The 18493-nt window shown below is 69.2% G+C and carries 20 protein-coding genes and 1 tRNA gene; 4 read left to right on the forward strand and 17 right to left on the reverse strand.

The features are described from left to right. Positions 1-88: 88 nt before the first annotated feature. The 10 genes from ABZU75_RS29580 to ABZU75_RS29625 form a co-directional block, all read right to left on the reverse strand. Positions 89-496, reverse strand: coding sequence for a BlaI/MecI/CopY family transcriptional regulator (locus ABZU75_RS29580; protein ID WP_355561062.1), 408 nt, complete (start codon positions 494-496; stop codon positions 89-91). Between the two features lie 410 nt (positions 497-906). Next, complete coding sequence (locus tag ABZU75_RS29585; RefSeq protein WP_355561065.1) at positions 907-1563, reverse strand: rhomboid family intramembrane serine protease; 657 nt, start codon at positions 1561-1563, stop codon at positions 907-909. A 155-nt stretch (positions 1564-1718) separates the two neighbouring features. Next, positions 1719-2483: a crotonase/enoyl-CoA hydratase family protein gene (locus ABZU75_RS29590; RefSeq protein ID WP_355561068.1), complete on the reverse strand. Its 765-nt coding sequence runs from the start codon at positions 2481-2483 to the stop codon at positions 1719-1721. 10 nt (positions 2484-2493) lie between these two features. Then, the gene (locus ABZU75_RS29595; protein WP_355561071.1) at positions 2494-3267 is read right to left on the reverse strand and encodes an SDR family NAD(P)-dependent oxidoreductase; all 774 of its coding nucleotides are present in this window, start codon (positions 3265-3267) and stop codon (positions 2494-2496) included. A gap of 145 nt (positions 3268-3412) precedes the next feature. Beyond that, complete coding sequence (locus ABZU75_RS29600) at positions 3413-3751, reverse strand: STAS domain-containing protein (protein ID WP_350911279.1); 339 nt, start codon at positions 3749-3751, stop codon at positions 3413-3415. Positions 3752-3854: 103 nt separating this feature from the next. Then, the gene (locus ABZU75_RS29605; RefSeq protein ID WP_350911277.1) at positions 3855-4592 is read right to left on the reverse strand and encodes an ABC transporter ATP-binding protein; all 738 of its coding nucleotides are present in this window, start codon (positions 4590-4592) and stop codon (positions 3855-3857) included. Further along, positions 4589-5353 carry a cobalt ECF transporter T component CbiQ gene (gene cbiQ, locus ABZU75_RS29610; RefSeq protein ID WP_355561076.1) on the reverse strand — a complete coding sequence of 255 codons (765 nt, stop codon included), beginning with the start codon at positions 5351-5353 and terminating at the stop codon, positions 4589-4591. Before cbiQ ends, ABZU75_RS29605 begins: the two co-directional genes overlap by 4 nt. Next, on the reverse strand, positions 5353-6393 hold the full coding sequence (locus ABZU75_RS29615; protein WP_355561079.1) for an energy-coupling factor ABC transporter permease: 1041 nt from the start codon (positions 6391-6393) through the stop codon (positions 5353-5355). Before ABZU75_RS29615 ends, cbiQ begins: the two co-directional genes overlap by 1 nt. 133 nt (positions 6394-6526) lie before the next feature. Further along, complete coding sequence (locus ABZU75_RS29620; RefSeq protein ID WP_355561083.1) at positions 6527-8434, reverse strand: glycosyltransferase family 2 protein; 1908 nt, start codon at positions 8432-8434, stop codon at positions 6527-6529. A 231-nt stretch (positions 8435-8665) separates the two neighbouring features. Continuing rightward, on the reverse strand, positions 8666-9613 hold the full coding sequence (locus ABZU75_RS29625; RefSeq protein ID WP_355561086.1) for a hypothetical protein: 948 nt from the start codon (positions 9611-9613) through the stop codon (positions 8666-8668). A 457-nt stretch (positions 9614-10070) separates the two neighbouring features. On the opposite strand from ABZU75_RS29625, the gene ABZU75_RS29630 reads away from it, so the two are divergent. Together ABZU75_RS29630 and ABZU75_RS29635 are read left to right on the forward strand one after the other, a co-directional pair. Then, the gene (locus ABZU75_RS29630; protein WP_355561089.1) at positions 10071-10523 is read left to right on the forward strand and encodes a hypothetical protein; all 453 of its coding nucleotides are present in this window, start codon (positions 10071-10073) and stop codon (positions 10521-10523) included. A gap of 113 nt (positions 10524-10636) precedes the next feature. Next, a complete protein-coding gene (locus ABZU75_RS29635; RefSeq protein ID WP_355561092.1) occupies positions 10637-10939 on the forward strand; it encodes a hypothetical protein in 303 nt (100 codons plus the stop codon). 284 nt (positions 10940-11223) lie between these two features. On the opposite strand, the gene ABZU75_RS29640 is transcribed toward ABZU75_RS29635, so the two are convergent. From ABZU75_RS29640 to cysS, 3 genes are all read right to left on the reverse strand, one after another. Beyond that, positions 11224-11296, reverse strand: a tRNA-Thr gene (locus tag ABZU75_RS29640). A 72-nt stretch (positions 11297-11368) separates the two neighbouring features. Further along, a complete protein-coding gene (gene rlmB, locus ABZU75_RS29645; protein ID WP_355561095.1) occupies positions 11369-12337 on the reverse strand; it encodes a 23S rRNA (guanosine(2251)-2'-O)-methyltransferase RlmB in 969 nt (322 codons plus the stop codon). Positions 12338-12360: 23 nt separating this feature from the next. Beyond that, positions 12361-13758, reverse strand: a complete 1398-nt coding sequence (cysS, locus tag ABZU75_RS29650) for a cysteine--tRNA ligase (RefSeq protein ID WP_355561098.1) — start codon at positions 13756-13758, stop codon at positions 12361-12363. Between the two features lie 193 nt (positions 13759-13951). Here cysS and ABZU75_RS29655 point away from each other — a divergent pair, with 193 nt between their 5' ends. Next, positions 13952-15283 carry a DUF2637 domain-containing protein gene (locus ABZU75_RS29655; RefSeq protein WP_355561101.1) on the forward strand — a complete coding sequence of 444 codons (1332 nt, stop codon included), beginning with the start codon at positions 13952-13954 and terminating at the stop codon, positions 15281-15283. Between the two features lie 76 nt (positions 15284-15359). Next, a complete protein-coding gene (locus ABZU75_RS29660) occupies positions 15360-16556 on the forward strand; it encodes a fumarylacetoacetate hydrolase family protein (protein ID WP_355561104.1) in 1197 nt (398 codons plus the stop codon). A 24-nt stretch (positions 16557-16580) separates the two neighbouring features. Here the strand turns inward: ABZU75_RS29660 and ABZU75_RS29665 are convergent, their stop codons facing one another. From ABZU75_RS29665 to ABZU75_RS29680, 4 genes are all read right to left on the reverse strand, one after another. Beyond that, positions 16581-16847: a GlsB/YeaQ/YmgE family stress response membrane protein gene (locus ABZU75_RS29665; protein WP_355561107.1), complete on the reverse strand. Its 267-nt coding sequence runs from the start codon at positions 16845-16847 to the stop codon at positions 16581-16583. A 92-nt stretch (positions 16848-16939) separates the two neighbouring features. After that, positions 16940-17206 (reverse strand): GlsB/YeaQ/YmgE family stress response membrane protein, encoded by a 267-nt coding sequence (locus tag ABZU75_RS29670; RefSeq protein ID WP_355561110.1) that lies wholly within the window; start codon positions 17204-17206, stop codon positions 16940-16942. A gap of 187 nt (positions 17207-17393) precedes the next feature. Further along, positions 17394-17852, reverse strand: coding sequence for a 2-C-methyl-D-erythritol 2,4-cyclodiphosphate synthase (gene ispF, locus ABZU75_RS29675; RefSeq protein WP_030924407.1), 459 nt, complete (start codon positions 17850-17852; stop codon positions 17394-17396). Between the two features lie 17 nt (positions 17853-17869). Then, a complete protein-coding gene (locus ABZU75_RS29680; RefSeq protein ID WP_030924410.1) occupies positions 17870-18352 on the reverse strand; it encodes a CarD family transcriptional regulator in 483 nt (160 codons plus the stop codon). Between the last annotated feature and the right edge of the window lie 141 nt (positions 18353-18493).

The raw sequence follows: 18493 nt of genomic DNA on the forward strand, positions 1-18493 counted from the left end.
GTCACCGCAGCACGCTGCGGCTCCCTCCTCCGCCTTGCGAGACACCACCTGACCGATCCTCGCCACGGCAAGATCCACAGGACAGGGCCTAGGGCAGGGCACCCGGCGGCCCGCCCGCCCCCGGAGTGAACGCCTGCTCTCCCGCGCGCCGGGCCAGTTCGTGCAGCAGGCGCAGGGCGTCGTCCGGATCCACTCCCTCCGCGAACCGCGAGAGCACGGGGGCCCGGTCCGGGCTGCCCGCCAGGGCCGCGAGCATCAGCCCCGCCACGTGCTCATCCCTGGAGCGGCTGGCGGTGTAGCGGAAGGCGTTGCGCACGGGTGCCCTCTCCAGCAGGCCCTTCCTGACGAGACGCTCGGCGACGGTCTGCACCGTGGTGTAGGCCAGGCTCCGTTCCGCGTCCTGGTTCAGCATGTCCTGCACCTGGCGGACCAGCAGTGGTTGCTTGCAGCCCCACAGCACGTCCATGATCGCGCGTTCCAGGGATCCCAGGTTCACCCGCGGCCACCTTTCGAGGGTCGCGCCCGGCAGCGGATGGCCCTGGAGAACATGTACGGGCACGCAGCCAGGCAGGGTCACACATGAAATTTGGTCATATTGTTACTTAAATCCATCGATGCGGCCATAGCTGGTGAATGTCGACCCTCTTACCAGATCACACTCCAGATCGTCGCTATTCGCCCCTGGAGCGCGCACACCACCTCATTTGACCCCGAAACATTCCCGCAGCATTACAAAGCCCTACAGAGCCCTTACAGCCCCGCACAGCACCTATCTCTGGGCGAAACCCCAAGAGCCGGCCGGGTGGCTGCAAACCCGCGCGGCGCGGAGGACGGCGTACGGCGGGACTCGGCGGGCAGCAAGGACGGCGACGACGTGCGGCGACCAGGGCGAAGGAGTTCGGAGGCTCAGTAGGCGGGAGAGACATCCCGCGGGCGCCTGCGGCGCAGCACCCAGGCCGCGATGACGCCGCCGATCAGGCCGAACAGGTGCCCCTGCCAGGAGATACCCGCCTCCCCGGGGAGCACCCCCCAGATGATCGAGTAGTAGGTGATCGCCACGCCGACGCCGATCACGATGTCGAGGGCGCGGCGGTCGAACAGGCCCCGGGCGACGACGAAGCCGAAGTAGCCGAAGACCAGGCCGCTGGCACCGACCGTGAGAACCCTCGGCTCGTTGACGAACCAGATGCCCAGGCCGCTGACCAGGACGATGATCAGGCTCGCGGCCAGGTAGCGGCCGATCCCCCGCAGCGCGGCGAGGAAGCCGAGGATCAGCAGGGGCAGCGAGTTGGCCATCAGGTGGCCGAAGCCGCCGTGCAGGAAGGGGGCGAGGAGGATGCCGCCCAGACTCTCCGGGACCCAGGACCAGATGCCGTAGACGTCGAGCGTTCCCTCCCCCGGCAGCACGTAGTCGACGATCTCGACCACCCACATGACGCCGACCAGGAGGACGTTGATGATCGCGGCGCCCAGCGCGCCCGCCGCCAGGTTTCCCGCCCTGCGCTTCAGGAGGTCGCCGGAGGATCGGCCGGTGGGGGTCATCCCGGTCGCGTAGTCGTTCATTCACTCTCCTGGCCTTGGAGCGGTGTCGTGGATGTCAAGTGCCCCCGCCGCACCTGCCCACACCTTTACCGTACGCATTCCCGGCCATGAACGCGCCGGGTGTGATCCATCGATCACACCCGGCCCGCGAATCCCCTCCGGAATCCGAAGGGGATCTACTCACCCTTCCACTGGGGGGCGCGCTTCTCGGCGAAGGCCGCCGCACCCTCCATGGCGTCCTTGGAACCGAACACCGGGTTGATGATCTCGCCCTGCTTCTTGAACATCTCGTCGAGGCTCCAGTCCGCGGACTCGACGATCACGCGCTTGGTCGCGGCGAGCGCCATCGGGGCGTTGGCCGCGATCCGCTTCGCGAGCTCGACGGCCTTGGCCAGCGCCTCACCCACGGGCGTGATGTGGTTGACCAGGCCGACCTCGTACAGCCGGGAGGCCGGGAAGTGGTCGCCGGTCAGGGCGATCTCCATGGCGATGTGGTACGGAATGCGGCGCGGCAGCCGCATCACGCCACCCGCCCCCGCGACCAGCCCCCTCTTGGGCTCGGGCAGCCCGAACTTGGCCTCCTCGGAGGCGATGATGATGTCGCAGGCCAGCGCCAGCTCGCAGCCCCCGGCCAGGGCGTAACCCTCGACGGCGGCGATGAGCGGCTTCTTCGGCGGCGTCTCGGCCACCCCGCCGAATCCCCTGCCCTCCACGACCGGGAAGTCCCCGCTCAGGAAACCTTTCAGGTCCATACCAGAGCAGAACGTGCCACCGGCGCCGGTGAGGACGTAGGCGGCCACGTCCTTGCGCTCCTCCAACTCGTCCAGCGCGGCGGCGACGCCCCTGGCGACCGTGCCGTTGATGGCGTTCCTGGCCTTGGGCCGGTTGATCGTGATGACGGCCACGCCGTCGTCCACTTCGACCAGAACCTCGTCAGACACCGGGTGACTCCTACTTGGGCTGGAAGCGGATACCGCCGTCGAAACGGATCGTCTCGGCGTTCATGTAGTCGTTCTCGATCAGCGAGCGGACCAGGTGCGCGAACTCCGAGGCCAGTCCCATGCGCTTGGGGAAGACCACCGGGGCCACGAGCTTGGCCTTGAACTCCTCGGCGTTGGGCGAGAAGCCGTAGATCGGGGTGTCGATGATGCCCGGGCAGATGGTGTTGACGCGCACGCCGATGGCGCCGAGGTCACGCGCGGCCGGGAGGGTCATGCCGACGATGCCGCCCTTGGACGCCGAGTAGGCGACCTGGCCGGTCTGCCCCTCCAGCGCCGCCACCGAGGCGGTGTTGATCACCACTCCGCGCTGGCCGTCCGCGTCGACCGGCTCCGTCTTCGCGATCGCCGCGGCACCGATGCGCATGAGGTTGAAGGTGCCGATCAGGTTGACCTCGATGACCTTGCGATAGGAGGCCAGGTCATGGGGCGAGCCGTCGCGACCCACGGTCCGGCTGGCCCAGCCGATGCCCGCGCTGTTCACCACGACACGCAGCGGCTTGCCGGTCGCCACGGCCGCGTCCACGGCCGCCTGCACCTGCACCTCGTCCGACACGTCGGTCTTGACGAAGACGCCGCCGAGCTCGTCGGCAAGGGGCTTGCCACGCTCCTCGTTGAGGTCGGCGATGACGACGGTGGCACCGTGCGCGGCGAGGTCGCGGGCCGTGGCCTCGCCGAGACCGCTGGCACCGCCCGAGATGATTGCTGCTGCTCCGTTCAGGTCCATGAGCGGACTTTAACCCGCGGACCGAATGAGGTTCTACTCGGGGTGGGTTAAATCTCTCCGATGCCAGGCCCTGGCCCCTGGCCCTCTTTGCCTACCGCGGTCGGTCAGACGGCACCCCGCCACGGCAAGGTCCGCGGGATGGAGCCTAGATCTCTCCGACGGCAGTGCTCACATCGGGATAGACCTTGATCCGCCGGTCGAGCCCCGTCGTGCGGAGGATCCGGGCCACCGGCGCCTGGGGAGCGGCCAGGCAGACCCCACCGCCACCGCTCGTGGCCAGCCGCCACGCCTCGATCAGCACCGACAACCCGCTGGAGTCCATGAAGGACAGGTCGGTGAGGTCGAGAACCAGTCGCGCACCGTCCAGCTTGATCGCGTCACGGACCTCGTCTCGCAGGAAGGGAGCGGTGAACAGGTCGAGTTCGCCCTCGACGGCCACCACCACGGCGTCGCCGATCGCGCGGCGAGCCAGCCGTAGCTTCATCAGTCCTCCTCGCGCCCAGGGCAGACCCACTTTACTTCGCCACCACGGCACGCGAGGTCGTGCACGACTCTTCACAGGAATCTGCAGCCAAGACGTCCCGGGGTCAGGAGGCCGCGAAACCGTAGGGCAGTTCGAGCCGGTGGGCGGCGAGCAGGTCGGCATCGGCGAGGATCTTACGGGTCGGCCCATCCGCGGCGATGACCCCTCCGGAGAGGATGAGCGAGCGCTCGCACAGCTCCAGCGCGTAGGGCAGGTCGTGGGTGACCATCAGGACCGTCACGTCGAGCCCCCTGAGGATCTCGGCGAGTTCTCGCCTGGAGGCCGGGTCCAGGTTGGACGACGGCTCGTCGAGCACCAGGATCTCCGGCTCCATGGCCAGCACCGTCGCCACCGCGACCCGGCGGCGCTGGCCGAAGGACAGGTGGTGCGGCGGCCGGTCGATCGTCTCCAGCATGCCCACGCGCTCCAGCGCGTCCTTGACCCGGCGCTCCAGCTCCTCGCCCGTGATCCCCAGGTTGGCCGGGCCGAAGGCCACGTCCTCGCGGACGCTCGGCATGAAGAGCTGGTCGTCGGGGTCCTGGAAGACCAGCCCGACCCGCCTGCGGATCTCCTTGAGCGATCCCTTCCCGACCGGCAGCCCCGCTACGGCCACCGTGCCGTGGCCGGCGGTCAGGATGCCGTTGAGGTGCATCACCAGTGTGGTCTTGCCCGCGCCGTTCGGCCCGAGCAGCGCGACCCGCTCACCGCGCTCCACGCGGAAGTCCACGCCGAACAGCGCCTGCGTACCGTCCGGGTACGCGTACGCCAGGCGGCTCACCTCCAACGAAGGCGGCGCGGTCATGCGACCCCCCAGCTCCCAAGCAGCACGGCAAGCGCCGCACCTGGCAACATACCGGCGACGAGCCACTGCCGCGACGCGACGGACAGATCCTGGATGATCGGCATCGAGCCGGTGTAGCCCCGGCTGAGCATGGCCAGGTGCACCCGCTCGCCCCGCTCGTACGAGCGGATGAACAGTGCCCCCGCCGATCTGGCGATCACCGGGATGTGCCGCACGTCCCTGGCCGCGAACCCGCGTGACTCCCGCGCCACCCGCATCCGGCGCATCTCCTCCAGGATCACGTCCAGGTAGCGGAGCATGAACATGGCGATCTGCACCAGCATCGGCGGCAGTTTCAGGCGCTGGGCACCCAGCAGTATCAGCCGTGGCTCGGTGGTGGCCGCGAGCAGCACGCTCGCGACCACGCCCAGGGTCGCCTTGGCCAGGATGTTCCAGGCGGCCCACAGACCGGCGACGCTGAGCGAGAGTCCCATGAACGTCACCCGCTCGCCGAACCCGATGAACGGGATGGCAAGCGCGAACATCACGAACGGCACCTCGACCACCATCCGCCGCAGCAGGAATCCCGCCGGGACGCGCGCGGCCACCGCGACGGCGGCCAGCAGCACGGCGTACAGACCGAAAGCCCAGAACCACTCGCGCGGGGTGGCGACCACCACCAGGGCGAACCCGGCCACCGCCACCAGCTTGCACTGGGGTGGCAGCCGGTGCACGAGCGTGTCGCCCGGCCGGTGGAGCCGATGGTGGTGACCCGTCCCCACTAGACGGAGACCTTCCTGTCACTGCCCTCGCCACGGCGACGCACCGTGAAGAACAGCCCGCCGCCGACGGCGAGGGTCACCCCGACGCCGATCAGACCGGCCACACCCACCGGGATGCCGCCCACATCCCCGTAGTCGGCGAGCGGCTGCTCGCCCAGCGAGTGGTCGGCCGCCTGTCCGCTGAAACCCTTGTCCTCGGCCACCCGCTCCAGGCCGTCGGGCGAGGAGGAGGCGTAGAAGCTGACCACGCCCGCCAGCAGCGCCGCCACCGCGATACCGGCGGGCAGGAACCAGCCACGACGGCGCGCGGCGACCGGTGCCGAGGACGCCGGGGACGCCGGGAACTCCGAGGTGACGGTCACCTCGCCGCCCGCGCCGCGCAGGACCAGCGGCGCGACGAGCTCCCTGGCGCCGTACACCAGGTCGGGCCGGATCGCCAGGACGGTGCTGACGGTGACCGCGGTGATCAGGCCCTCCCCGATGCCGATGAGCAGGTGCACGCCGCCCATGGCCGCGGCGACCGTGCCGATCTCGATGGGCGCGGTGCCGCCGACCCAGAACAACAGGGTGAAGATCAGCGCCGTGGCGGGCACCGAGACCAGCGCCGCGACGAACGAGGCCGCCACCACGGCTCCCCTGCCCCGCACGCTCCGGGTGATCAGCCGGAAGACGCCCCACCCGACCAGTACCGCGACGATGCCCAGCAGCGTGATGTTGACGCCGAGCGCGGTCAGGCCGCCGTCGGCGAAGAAGAACCCCTGTACGAGGAGGACCACCGCCACGCACAGCACCGCCGTATACGGGCCGACGAGTATCGCGGCGAGCGCACCGCCAAGGAGATGGCCACTTGTGCCCGCGGCGACCGGGAAGTTGAGCATCTGGACGGCGAACACGAAGGCGGCGACCAGGCCCGCCATGGGGGCGGTGCGGTCGTCGAGTTCACGGCGAGCGCCGCGCAGGCAGACGGCCACGCCCGCAGCCGCGACCACCCCCGCCGACAGCGACACAGCCGCGTTGAAAAAGCCATCGGGTACGTGCACGACAAGCCTCCGAAGCGCGGATTTGGCTCCACTTTAGGCCATGGGCTTGTAGTTGCAAGATATTGGCATTAACGCCCGACGAAGGTCTGGTGACTTCCGCATGGCACCGGGCCCGCGGCGGTCCCAGGCGCCGTCAACGCACGATGCGCCTGACGAAGGTCCGGGGGCCGAGGGTGCGGACCACGGTACTGAGCCGCCCCTTGCCCGCCGTGGCGTAGGGCCTGACGCTCCACCGGGTCGCGCCGCGCCACCAGGTGCGCGGCTGCTCGATCATCTCGGGCACCGCCTCGATCCTGAAGCGCGCGGGCGGCCCGCCCAGGTCCATCTCCAGGTAGGCGTCCCAGGTACCGGGCCCCAGCCGGCCCATCGCCTGCCAGGCCGTGAACGTGCCGTCCTCGCCGACCGTGACCGGCTCACGCCGCTCCCGGCTCGACTCGCGCTCCCGCCAGACCAGGTAACGCACCGCGTCCGCCGCCGGAGCGGCGGTGCCCACGGTGACCTCACCGTGGAGCACCAGCCGGTGCCCCGCCGCCCAGCGGGCGCGCACCAGCCTCGCGCTGCCCGGCACCGCGACCACGTGACCGCCGATGTCAAGGCTGAGGTTGCCGTAGGGGCGGGTGAAGTACGGCAGGGCGACGACGTCGCCGACCACTCGCGGCGCGGGCGGCACCGGAAGTGCGGTCAGTCCGTCCCTGTCGAAGCCCAGACGTGCGAGCCGGGGAACGCCCTCGAAGGCGACACCCACGTGAACGTCCCAGACGCCGGAGGACAGGCCGGTGACGTCGACGACCCCGGTGAACTCCGCGCAGTCGCCCGTCACCGGGACCACGATCTCGTCAAAGGGGCCGGCGCCCGCGTGCCGGCGCCGCAGCACCAGGGCGAGGTCACCGCCGACGATCTCCGGGCGGTCGTACCGCTCCAGCGTGCTCAGTGCCACCTTGCCGGAGATCGCCAGCCTTCCCTCCCGCTCCCAGCGGAGCGCGGTGAGCTCCCTGCGGACCGAGGCCGACTCGATGTGCGCCAGCCGCACCAGGCGGTCGATGTCCTCCAGTGCGGCGATCCTGCTCCGGTCGATCGCGGGGAGCCGGTCGCGGACCCCGTCGGTCAGCCACCGCTCGCACATGTCGGCCACCTCGGCGGCGATCTCCTTGCGCTCGACCTCCCCGGCGTCCAGGAAGGGCCTGCCGAGGTTGCCGAAGGCGTCCATCCGGAAGTGCCGCCGCAGGAGGTGGTCGCGGAGGTCTCCCGGCCGTACGTGGGCGAGCATCAACTCGATCGGCCGCCTGATCATCCGCAGCCAGGAGACCGGGTCGCGGCTCCCCTGCCGCTGCATGATGCTGGTGCCGTCGGGCCGGGCGACCAGGTGGTAGCAGTCGTAGTCGGCGACCACCGAGATCACGTTCGCGTGGCAGTAGGCGTGGGTGGTGAAGACGACGTCCTCGCCGACCAGAAGCGTCTCGTCGAAACGGATGGCGTGCCGCTCCAGCATCTCCCTGCGGAACAGCTTGAAGCAGCTCAGGCTGTTGTAGACCGCGCTGTCACCGAGCGGCACCCGCTCGGCGTTCTCCCTGAACATCGAGATCGGCACCTTGCGGTCATGACCGACGATCTTCCCGAGCACGATGTCCGAGCCGTTGCGGTCGGCCATCGCAAGCATCCGCTCCAGCGCCTGGGGGCCGAGGTAGTCGTCCGCGTCGCAGAAGAAGACGTACCTGCCGCGCGCGTGGGAGAGGCCGACGTTGCGCGGGCGCCCCGCGCCGCCGGAGGCCTCCTGCCGGACGACGCGGATCACCCCGCGGTGGCAGGAGGCGTACAGGTCGAGCAGCGCGGCACCGTCGTCGGTGGAACCGTCGTCGACGACCACCACCTCCAGGGCGACCCGCTGGATCAGCAGCGAGGTCAGGCACCTGTCGAGATAGGGCCGGCAGTTGTGCAGGGGGACGATCACGGTGACGTCGACGTCGGACCGGATCGCCTCCTCCCTGGTGATGTCGCAGCCGCCCCGCCCCGTGCGGACTCGCTGAAGAGTCGTTACCGCCACCGCCGCGCCCCTCGTCGGTCACTTTCCGCTTATCTAGCGTCTCAGTATGTGACTAAGAGCCACCCGTGCGGAGCAAATCCACAGGGTTGCCTCCCCAACCCGCTCCCCGGGAAGGCCGAATTCGGAGAGAAACAGCTGGTTCGCCCACCATGGGCAGGAAACCCGCCTCCCCGAACGCCACCGCCCTCTGCCGCCCTGGTCGGCCCGTGACGCCAAAAACACGCCGCACTCTCAAACCCCGCTGTCGGCCCGGTCGAGGTCGTCTCGATCGCGGTCGGCGCGCACGTTCGGGGCCCGATCCGCCCCGAGCGCCCGAACCCGACGACGGCGCGGCAGCCAGGCGATGACGTACAGCGCGAGCGCCACCACGATCAGCGCCCCGAGGAGGCGCAGGGGAAGGATGACGAAAGTCGCGCTCCGCTGGGATGTCCCGTTGGTCCCGGAGACCGACACCGTCGCATGGCAGAGGCACATGAACGGCGGATCCGCCCATCTGACGGTGACGTCCCTGCTGTCTCCCCTGAGCAGGGTGAAGTCGGGAAACGGCACCTCGTACCCGTTCACCTCCACCTTCAGCGCACGGGGGCCGAGGAAGTCGCGGTGAACGGTCCCGAGATTGTCGACGGTGGTGGTGAAGTCGACGGGGCCGCCCGTCGAGAAGGCACCGGAGGTGCGCAGGTCGCCGATGCGCACGGACGTGTCGATCGGCCCCGGAACCGTGATGTAGATCGGCGTTCCGATCGCCCGGTTCAGCTTGATGTTGCCCCCACCGGCCCCCGCCGGGGCCACGAAGAGCAGGGCCACCTGGTGCTCGCCGTGCTCGGGCTCCGGCGGAGGGTCGATCAGTACGGTGACGCCCCGCTCCGCACCGGGGGCGAGACGGAAGCTCGCCGGCCTGACCTTGAGCCAGCCGGCGGCCGAGCGGGGTGCGTCACGCTCGAAGAGCATCTTCCCGGACCCGTCCATGGCGAAGCCCACCCTGTCGACGACCACATCGACGGGCAACCGCCCCTTGTTCGCCACCTGGAACGACCGAGGCTCGTCGATCTCCTCCGGGGCGACGACCAGCCGCGGCGGGCTCACCGTCAGCGAGAAGTCCGGAGCCGCACCCGGCGCCCCGGAAGCCCCCGGCCCCACCGTCAGCGTCACGCCCGCCACCATCAGGAACGCGACGATCACACGTCGAAGCCTTCCGGTCACCGCTCAGCCCCCTTCACGGGCGAACCGAACATCTCGCCGAGTGCCCGACGGGTGGGCCCGCAGGGTGCCGGCGACCGGTGCGAAGGCCCTCAAGATCCTTTTTGCACAGAGTAGTCATTTGATGACGTAGAGCGCAAGCCTTCGGGAGGCCGTGTCTCCGGCGCCCGGCTCTTCCGATCACGCGTCAGGCCAGAAGCGCGCCGGCCTCGAAAGCGCCCGGCATATCCCGCACGCCCCCTTCACCTCCACCCGAGAGCCGGCCTTTGGTGCTGAAAGGGGTGCTCACCCGGGATGCGGCGGAGCGGACAGGCAGATCAGGCGCCACCTCGGTCACCTAGGCTTCCCGGTCTTTTCGGTCGCGATCATCTCGGGGCCGAAACGCCCCCGCCGGAGGCTGCTCTTGGGTGAGGGGTCGGGTAATCGACATAATCACGGTGTGTTCAGGAAATTACCGCCCGGCCCGTTCAAACCACTTGCAGGCGTGCTGCTGTTGTCGGTGGCGATTCTTGGCCTCAAGTGGATGAGCGGGGCAGACCCCTATGTGCGTGGACCGTTCTTCTGGGCGGCCTTGGTCGCCGCGGTTCTGGGCATGACTCTTGCACTGGCGGTGGCCGTGAAAAGTTTTCGCAGGGCCCGCAGGCATGAGTATGACGAGCGCGAGCCGGAGGAAGCGCCTGATGAGCCGCGTAACCGTCTGCTCATGTTCTCGGCGGCCATGCTCCTGGTGATGGCGACGGAGCTGTCGTTGATTCTCTCACTGCTCGCGGCCACGGACGGCGGGGACCCCCACACGACGGGGCCGCTCGACTGGGCCTTATGGGCGAGCCAGGGGCTGCTCTTCGTGTTGATTGTCGGGGTGATCACCTGGGGCGCGCGGAGAGGTGTCTAGTGGTGAGAGCGGGTGCGGCCGATCCGAGGGTAGCGGCTGGAGCCTGCGGTCAGAGCGCTCCACACCCATGGCAGCTCTTTGAGCAAAAACGACCAGGGTCCACAATTGATCCTGTGCGCAAACGAGCTCTCTTATTTCTTCCTACGGTCATGTATGGGATCGCAGCGGTACTCCTGGGCATGGAATCGATGGTTCGGGCGCACTACCAGGTGAGTCCGTACGAACCATGGAGCGTTCTGGGCTGGCTGGGGTTCACCGTCTTGATGCTCGCCCTGTTCGTGAGCGTCGGCCTGGGGGTTTGGGCACTGCATATCGCGAATGCGAAGCGCGACCAACACGAGTCGGCGCAAGGGGATACCCCCGAAGCGCCGCGTAACGCTTGGGCGGCGGCAGGCCGCTGGTTGGCACGGCACTGAGGTAGGGCGCGGTGCGCCGTCACCGACGCCCCCGTAGCGGGGGCGTACGGCAGGGCGCGCTCCAGCACACGCACCTGAAGGCGTGACCACTTGCCGTCCCGGCTGATCGTCGATCATGGGCTGCGCCGGGCCGCAAGCGCCGGCCGAAGGCCTGAACGTCGGTGACCGTCTCACCTTCGGGCAAGGGGGCACGAGCAGCCATCGGGCACGGAAGATCATAAAGTTCCCCTGAACGGCGAAAGGCCAGGTCACCGGATATCGGTTGACCTGGCCTTTCACATGCGAGCCGACGAGGGGAATCGAACCCCTGACCTACAGTTTACAAGACTGTCGCTCTGCCGATTGAGCTACGTCGGCATGGTCGCCAGACGATTGTAGTCGGCTCGAGCCTCACACGTCACCGAGGTATGCCGCGACGATTGCGAACCGTTAGGAACGACGCTTGCGGGCGACCTCGTAAAGGGCGATGCCGGCGGCGACGCCCGCGTTGAGGGACTCGGCCGCGGCGTGCATCGGAATGCGGACGACCAGGTCGCAGGACTCGCGGACCAGGCGGGACAGGCCCTTGCCCTCGGAGCCCACGACGACGACCAGCGGGCCGTCGAGGAGGTTGGCCTCGCCGATGTCGACCTTGCCCTCGCCGTCCAGGCCGATCACGAACAGGCCCGCCTCCCGGTACTCCCGCAGGGTGGCGGTGAGGTTGGCGGCGCGGGCGACCGTCAGGGTGGCCAGCGTGCCCGCCGAGGTCTTCCAGGCACCACCGGTGACACCGGCCGAGCGGCGGGAGGGGACGACCAGGCCGTGGGCGCCGAAGGCGGTGGCCGAGCGGGCGATGGCACCCAGGTTGCGAGGGTCGGTGACCCCGTCGAGGGCGACGATCAGCGGCACCTCCGCGGCGTCCCGGGCGATCCGGACCAGATCGTCGGGGTGGGCGTAGTCGTACGCCGGGATCTGCAGGGCGATGCCCTGGTGGATCCCCCCCTCGGTGAGTCGGTCCAGCTTCTCCCGCCCGACCTCCAGCATCGCGATGCCGCGGTCGGCGGCGATGCGGACCGCCTCCTTGACCCGGTCGTCGTTGTCGATGCGCAGGGCCACGTAGAGCGTGCTGGCCGGGACTCCGGCCCGCAGCGCCTCGACCACGGGGTTGCGCCCGCCGATGTGCTCGGGCGCGTCGTCGCTCCGCCTCGGACGAGCCGAGGCACGCGGAGAGGCGGACCTGCCGGTCTTCTCCTCGCGCTCGATCCGCTCGGCGCGCGCCTTGTCCTTGTGCCAGTGCCGCATGTGCGCCGGCGGGGTGGCCCCCCTGCCCTCCAGGCCTCGGCGGACGTTGCCGCCGGTGCCCTTGGTCGGACTCTTCTTCTTCGCGGGTCGCCCGGACCCTTTACCCCCACCAGCCATGGTCTATAGCGTACGGCCTGGTTTTACCGCGAGAGTTCCCAGCGGGTGCCCTGGGGGGTGTCCTCGACGTGGATCCCGGCCCGGGAAAGCTGGTCACGGATGCCGTCGGCCGCCGAGAAGTCCCTGCGTGCCCGCGCCGCCTGCCGCTGCTCCAGGGCGACGGCGACCAGCGCGTCGACGGTCGCCCGCATGCCGGTCTCGCCGCCCGTGGAGCGCCACTGCTCCGAGCGCGGGTCGAGGCCGAGGACGTCGAGCATGTTCTGCGTCTCGGCGAGCAGCCTGGCGACCTGCTCCTTGTTGCCCTGGGCCAGCGCGACGTTGCCCTCGCGGACCACCTCGTGCACCACGGCGAGCGCCTGGGGGGTGCCCAGGTCGTCGTCGAGAGCCTCGGAGAAGGCCACCGGGAGCGGCGCGTGCGCGTCGACGTCGTGGATGACCTCGGCCGCGCGGGTGACGAAGCCCTCGATGCGCTGGTAGGCCGTGGCGGCCTCGAAGAGCGCCTCCTCGGAGTATTCGATCGAGGAACGGTAGTGCGGGGCCGCCAGGTAGTAGCGGAGCTCGACCGGGCGGACCTTCTTGGTGACCTCGGGGATCAGCAGGGAGTTACCGAGCGACTTGCTCATCTTCTCCGCGCCGATCTTGAGCATGCCGTTGTGCATCCAGTAGCGGGCGAAGCCGTCGCCGGCCGCCTGGGACTGGGTCAGCTCGTTCTCGTGGTGCGGGAAGATCAGGTCGACGCCACCACCGTGGATGTCGAAGGTCGAGCCGAGATACTTCGTCGCCATGGCCGAGCACTCCAGATGCCAGCCGGGGCGGCCTCGGCCCCACGGGGTCGGCCAGGTCGGCTCGCCGGGCTTCTCGCCCTTCCAGAGCGCGAAGTCACGCGGGTCGCGCTTACAGGAGTCGGTCTCGGTGTCACCCGCGGCCCGCATGTTCTGAAGCTTCTGGTTGGAGAGCGATCCGTACCGGTCGGCGTAGGACATGACGTCGAAGTAGACGTCGCCACCGGAGGCATAGGCGTGGCCGGCGGCGATCAGCCGGTCCATCAGCTCGATCATCTCGGGCACATGGCCGGTGGCCCGTGGCTCGACGGTCGGGGGCAGGCAACCCAGCACCTCGTAGGCCCAGGTGAAGGCCCTCTGGTTACGCTCGGCGACGGCGAACCACGGCACGTTCTCCGCCGCCGCGACCCTGATGATCTTGTCATCGATGTCGGTGACGTTGCGGCAGAAGGTCACCTCGTAGCCCGACCTGATCATCCAGCGGCGGAGCACGTCGAAGTTGACGCCCGAGCGGATGTGCCCGATGTGCGGGGGAGCCTGCACGGTGGCACCACACAGGTAGATCGAGGCCCGGCCGGGTTCGACCGGGACGAATTCGCGGACGGTGCGTACGCTGGTGTCGTATAGCTGCAGGCTCACGAGGGCAAGGCTAATACCTCACCTCCCCTCACAAGCCAGGTTGCGGGACGTTGAAGACACCCACTAGAGGATTTTCTGACCATTAGCGGCGAATGTCCCCCAGCCAGTCCGTGAAAGAGCACCGGGTAGAAGACATACCCGGAAGCGATACGGACGATCATGCCGGGTGTCGATTCTGTAGGCTCGAAGAGCCATGGACGCCAAATCCCCCGCGGCGGCAGACCCGCTCTCCCGCCCGTCCCCGCCCCTGACCGCCGCCGCCGAACCGAGCAGGACAGTCCTCGCCCTGCGCCGTGCCGGGATCGCCGTCGCCGGAGTCGGCGTGGCCGCCCTCACCGCCGCGGCCTGCGTGCTCTCCTTCGAGGACCTGCGCGCCCTCGCCCTGGCGGGCAGGGCGCCCGCCGACCTCGCGTATCTCTACCCCGCCGCCTTCGACGCACTGCTCGTCGTCGCGATGATCGGCGTGCTGCTGCTGAGGGGCGGGTGGTGGCCGGTACGGCTGCAGGCGGGGGTGGTCCTGACGCTGCTGTTCGCCGGCGCGGCCGCCGCCGAGGTGGCCACCGCCATGCGGATGGCGGTGGACGAGCAACGGGCGGCCGTCGTGGTCGCCGTCGCCCCCTGGGTGATGCTGATCCTGGCCCTCTGGCTCTGGCTCCTGCTGATCAAGCACGCCGCCGCCAGGCGTGCCGCGACCGACGCGAGCCTGGCCGACCGGCTCGCCTCTGAGCACGACATCGTGCCGTTCCCCGAGGCGGGCCGGCCGTCCTCGGAGCATCCGGGCGCGCCGGACCGCGAGGAGCGCCGACAGGGGCCTGGCCACCCCGGGCAGTTGGTGCACCACCCCGCGGCCGAGATCATGCTCGATCCGCACGCCGCCCCTCCGCTGGAGACGGTCCCGCACCACGATCTCCCGGCGGGAGAGCCTGTGGTCGGCCCCACCGCGGCGCCGGAGACCCCCGAGGTCGCCGACCTTCCGCAGGGCCCCCCGCCCCCGCGGAGGGCCGCGGCTCCCCGGCAGGGAAAGCCGATGCGCTGGGGTGACCTGGTCCGGCCCCGCCAGGGCGATCTGCTCGTCCACCCGCCCCGTCCCGGCCTGCGAGCGACCGAGGAGGAGCCGGGAGGCGAGAGCAGGGTCAGCGAGCGGGTGGAGACCTGGGACACCGACGCCGGCCTCCCCCGGGAGCGGGAGTCCCGGACGAGCGAGGCCGATACGGCCGAGGCCGGCCCACCCGGCACGGCTCGACCCGACACGGACGAGGTGAGCGAGCGCGACGCCGACACCCAGCCGATCCTCGCCGTGAAGGATCGGACGGCGAACGTCACGCCCGGCGGGACGGCGACGGAGGTCACCGAGGCGGCGGCGAAGGCGGATGCCGCGGGCAGGAGAGCGGGCGGCTCGCCCGACCCCGCGCACGGCGCCGAGGCCGCCGAGGCCGGGGAGGAGGCCCAGGCAAACCAGGAGGACGGCACCGCGGCCCCTCCCTCCGGGCGGATGCGCAGCACGCCCGTCCCGCCCGGCGAGTGAGGGACGAAAGCTTGACCACGCCCGCATGACCCCCTGACCGGATCCGGGGAACGAAGCCGGCGTGACGAAGTGCTGGGTGAAGGCCTCCGATGACAGCGGCTTTCCGGTGCGGAACCTGCCCTTCGGGGTTTTCTCGCGCCGCGGCGAGTTCCCCCGTGTCGGCGTGGCGATCAGCGACCAGGTACTGGATCTGGGCCTGCTGGCGGAGACCGGGGTGCTGAGGGGCTCACACTGGTTCGCCTCCGGCACCCTCAACGCGTTTCTGTCCGCGGGACCGCGGATCTGGCAGGAGGTCAGGGAGCGGTTGATCCATCTGCTCACCGAGCCGTCATGCCGCCCGGCGGTGATGCCCGCGCTCATCCCGATGGTCGAGGTGCTGATGCACCTGCCGTTCCACGTGGCGGACCTGATCCGCTTCCAGTCGTCCATCGAGCACGAGACGAACCTGGGCCGGATGTTCCGGCCGCCCGGCGATCCGCTGCCGCGCAACTGGCCGCGGATGCCCATCGGGCAGTACGGCAGGGCGTCGAGCGTGGTGGTCTCCGGCACTCCGGTCGTGCGCCCGTCGGGTCAGCTCCGGGGCCGGGGAGGAGCTGACCCGGTATTCGGGCCGTCCACTCAGCTGGATTTCTCCGCCGAGATCGGCTACGTGGTCGGCGTCCCCTCAACCCCGCCGCACGCGCTGGGAACCCAGGCGTTCGAGGACCACGTCTTCGGGGTGGTGGTGGTCAACAGCTGGCGGGCCCAGGACATCATCGCCTGGGAGAGCACACCGCTCGGGCCGTTTCTCGGACGGTTCGCCACCTCGATCTCTCCGTGGGTGGTCCCGCTCACGGCGCTGGAGCCGGCCCGGGTGGTGCCGCCCGCCCAGGACCCACCTCCGCCGCCCTATCTGCTGGCCAGGCGGCAGTGGGGCCTGAACCTCACCCTGCGGGTCGAGTTGAACGGCCGGCTCCTGTCGGAACCGCCGTTCGCCACCCAGTATTGGACCGGCCCGCAGCTGTTCGCTCACACGGGTGTGAGCGGCGCCCCGCTGCGGACCGGCGATCTGCTCACCTCCGGGCCGGTGTCAGGATCGGCCAGAAGCCAGTTCGGCACGCTGCTCGAACTGACCTGGAACGGCCGAGACCCGCTCGGCATGCCGGACGGAACCGAACGGGTCTTCCTGGAGGACGGCGACATCGTGCGCGTCACCGCGAGCACCTCCGGCCCGGAGGGGGGTCAGCTGAACCTCGGCGAGGTCACCGGAGTGGTCCGCCCCGCCGTCCGCTAGACGCTGTCCACCAGAGGCCGTTCGTCAGACCCTGGAGCGCTTGAGACCGGCGACCAGGCCGACACCGACGATGGCCAGACCCACCTGCATGACGAGTTCGATCCAGTCGATCCCGTCCGTGGTGGCGACGCCGAGAACCTGGGCGATGGCGGTGCCGATGAGCGCCGCGACAATGCCGACGACGATGGTCAGAATCCATCCGATCGCCTGCCTACCGGGAAGCAGCAGACGACCGATGGCACCGATGACAGCGCCGATGACGATTGCTCCAAGAATGGACTCAATAGTCATTTCAACCTCCCAGTGAGGGTGAGACCTTCACTCTCACAGGGAGGTGGCTACCCCCTATGCCATGGATATTCCTGTAAACGGTAAAAATTCGGTCAGTGCGACTTCCTCGCCTGCATCTGAACGACGAGTAGCACTCCGATCACGGCGAGCGCGAGCTGGATGAGGTGCTCCCACCAATTGATCCCCCGCGTGTTGGTCAGGCCGACCGATGCGGCGATGGCGGTGCCGATAAGCGCCGCGATGATGCCGACGATGAGCGTCAGGCCGATGCTCAGGTTCTGGCGCCCGGGAAGAATGAGGCGTGCCAGCGCGCCGATGATGGCGCCGATGATGATTGCGGAGACAATCGATCCGATCATGTCCGGCTCCCCCTGTCACGAGACACAGTCATCAGGGAGTTACCCAGCGCATTCATAGATCATCCCAAAAAGGGGTGGCCCGTACCGCGCCAGGAAACGGGCCACCGCCTCGATGTGGACTGACGGGCATTCCGCGCCGCCCGCCGGAACGTTTCCACGTTCCGCATGAGAAGACGTCCGACAACCGCTAGAGGTTCACCACGATCGCGGTCGCGATGGCCGCGACGCCCTCGCCTCGGCCGGTGAGACCCAGCCCGTCGGTCGTGGTGGCGCTGACGCTCACGGGAGCGCCCACGGCCGCACTGAGGGCCTTCTCGGCCTCGACGCGACGAGGGGCCATCTTGGGCCGGTTACCGATCACCTGGACGGCCACGTTGCCGATCTCGAAGCCCGCGGCCCGCACCTGGCGAGCGGTCTCCTCCAGCAGAGCGGCACCCGAGGCACCGGCCCAGCGGGGATCGGACGTGCCGAACAGGCCCCCGAGGTCGCCAAGACCGGCCGCGGACAGCAGAGCGTCACAGGCCGCGTGAGCCGCAGCATCACCGTCGGAGTGCCCGGCCAGGCCGGTCTCCCCGGGCCAGTGCAGGCCGGCGAGATGGAGCTCGCGGCCGGAAGCGAACGGGTGGACGTCGACTCCGACGCCCACCCGTGGAAATGTCTTGTTCAGGAGTTGAGAACCTCGTCCAGCAGGGCCTCGGCCTTGTCCTCATTGGTCTTTTCCGCGAGCGCGAGCTCGCTGACGAGGATCTGCCTGGCCTTGGCCAGCATTCGCTTCTCTCCCGCGGAAAGTCCGCGTTCCCTGTCTCGTCGCCACAGGTCGCGAACGACCTCGGCGACCTTGTTGACATCACCGGACGCCAACTTCTCAAGGTTCGCCTTGTAGCGGCGGGACCAGTTCGTGGGCTCTTCGGTGTGAGGCATTCGAAGCACGTCGAAAACGCGCTCAAGGCCCTCTTGTCCGACTACGTCGCGAACACCCACGAGTTCGGCGTTGTCAGCCGGCACCTGGACGGTAAGGTCGCCCTTGTCGACCTTAAGAACCAGGTAGGTCCTTTCCTCACCTTTGATGGTCCGGGTCGTGATCGCCTCGATCCGAGCAGCCCCATGGTGGGGGTAGACGACAGTGTCGCCGACCTGGAAAGTCATGTGACAAGTACCCCTTCCGCTGTACTCAAGAGTACCACGTATCCACAGCCTCCCGGAACAGTGAAATCACCATAACTGCAGGTCAAAGCCGCGTCTTATGACTTGACAAGTGCTCAAGTGTGTGAATCAAGGGGGCAAAAA

The sequence above is a fragment of the Streptosporangium sp. NPDC005286 genome, assembly GCF_040607515.1.
GTDB lineage: Bacteria > Actinomycetota > Actinomycetes > Streptosporangiales > Streptosporangiaceae > Streptosporangium.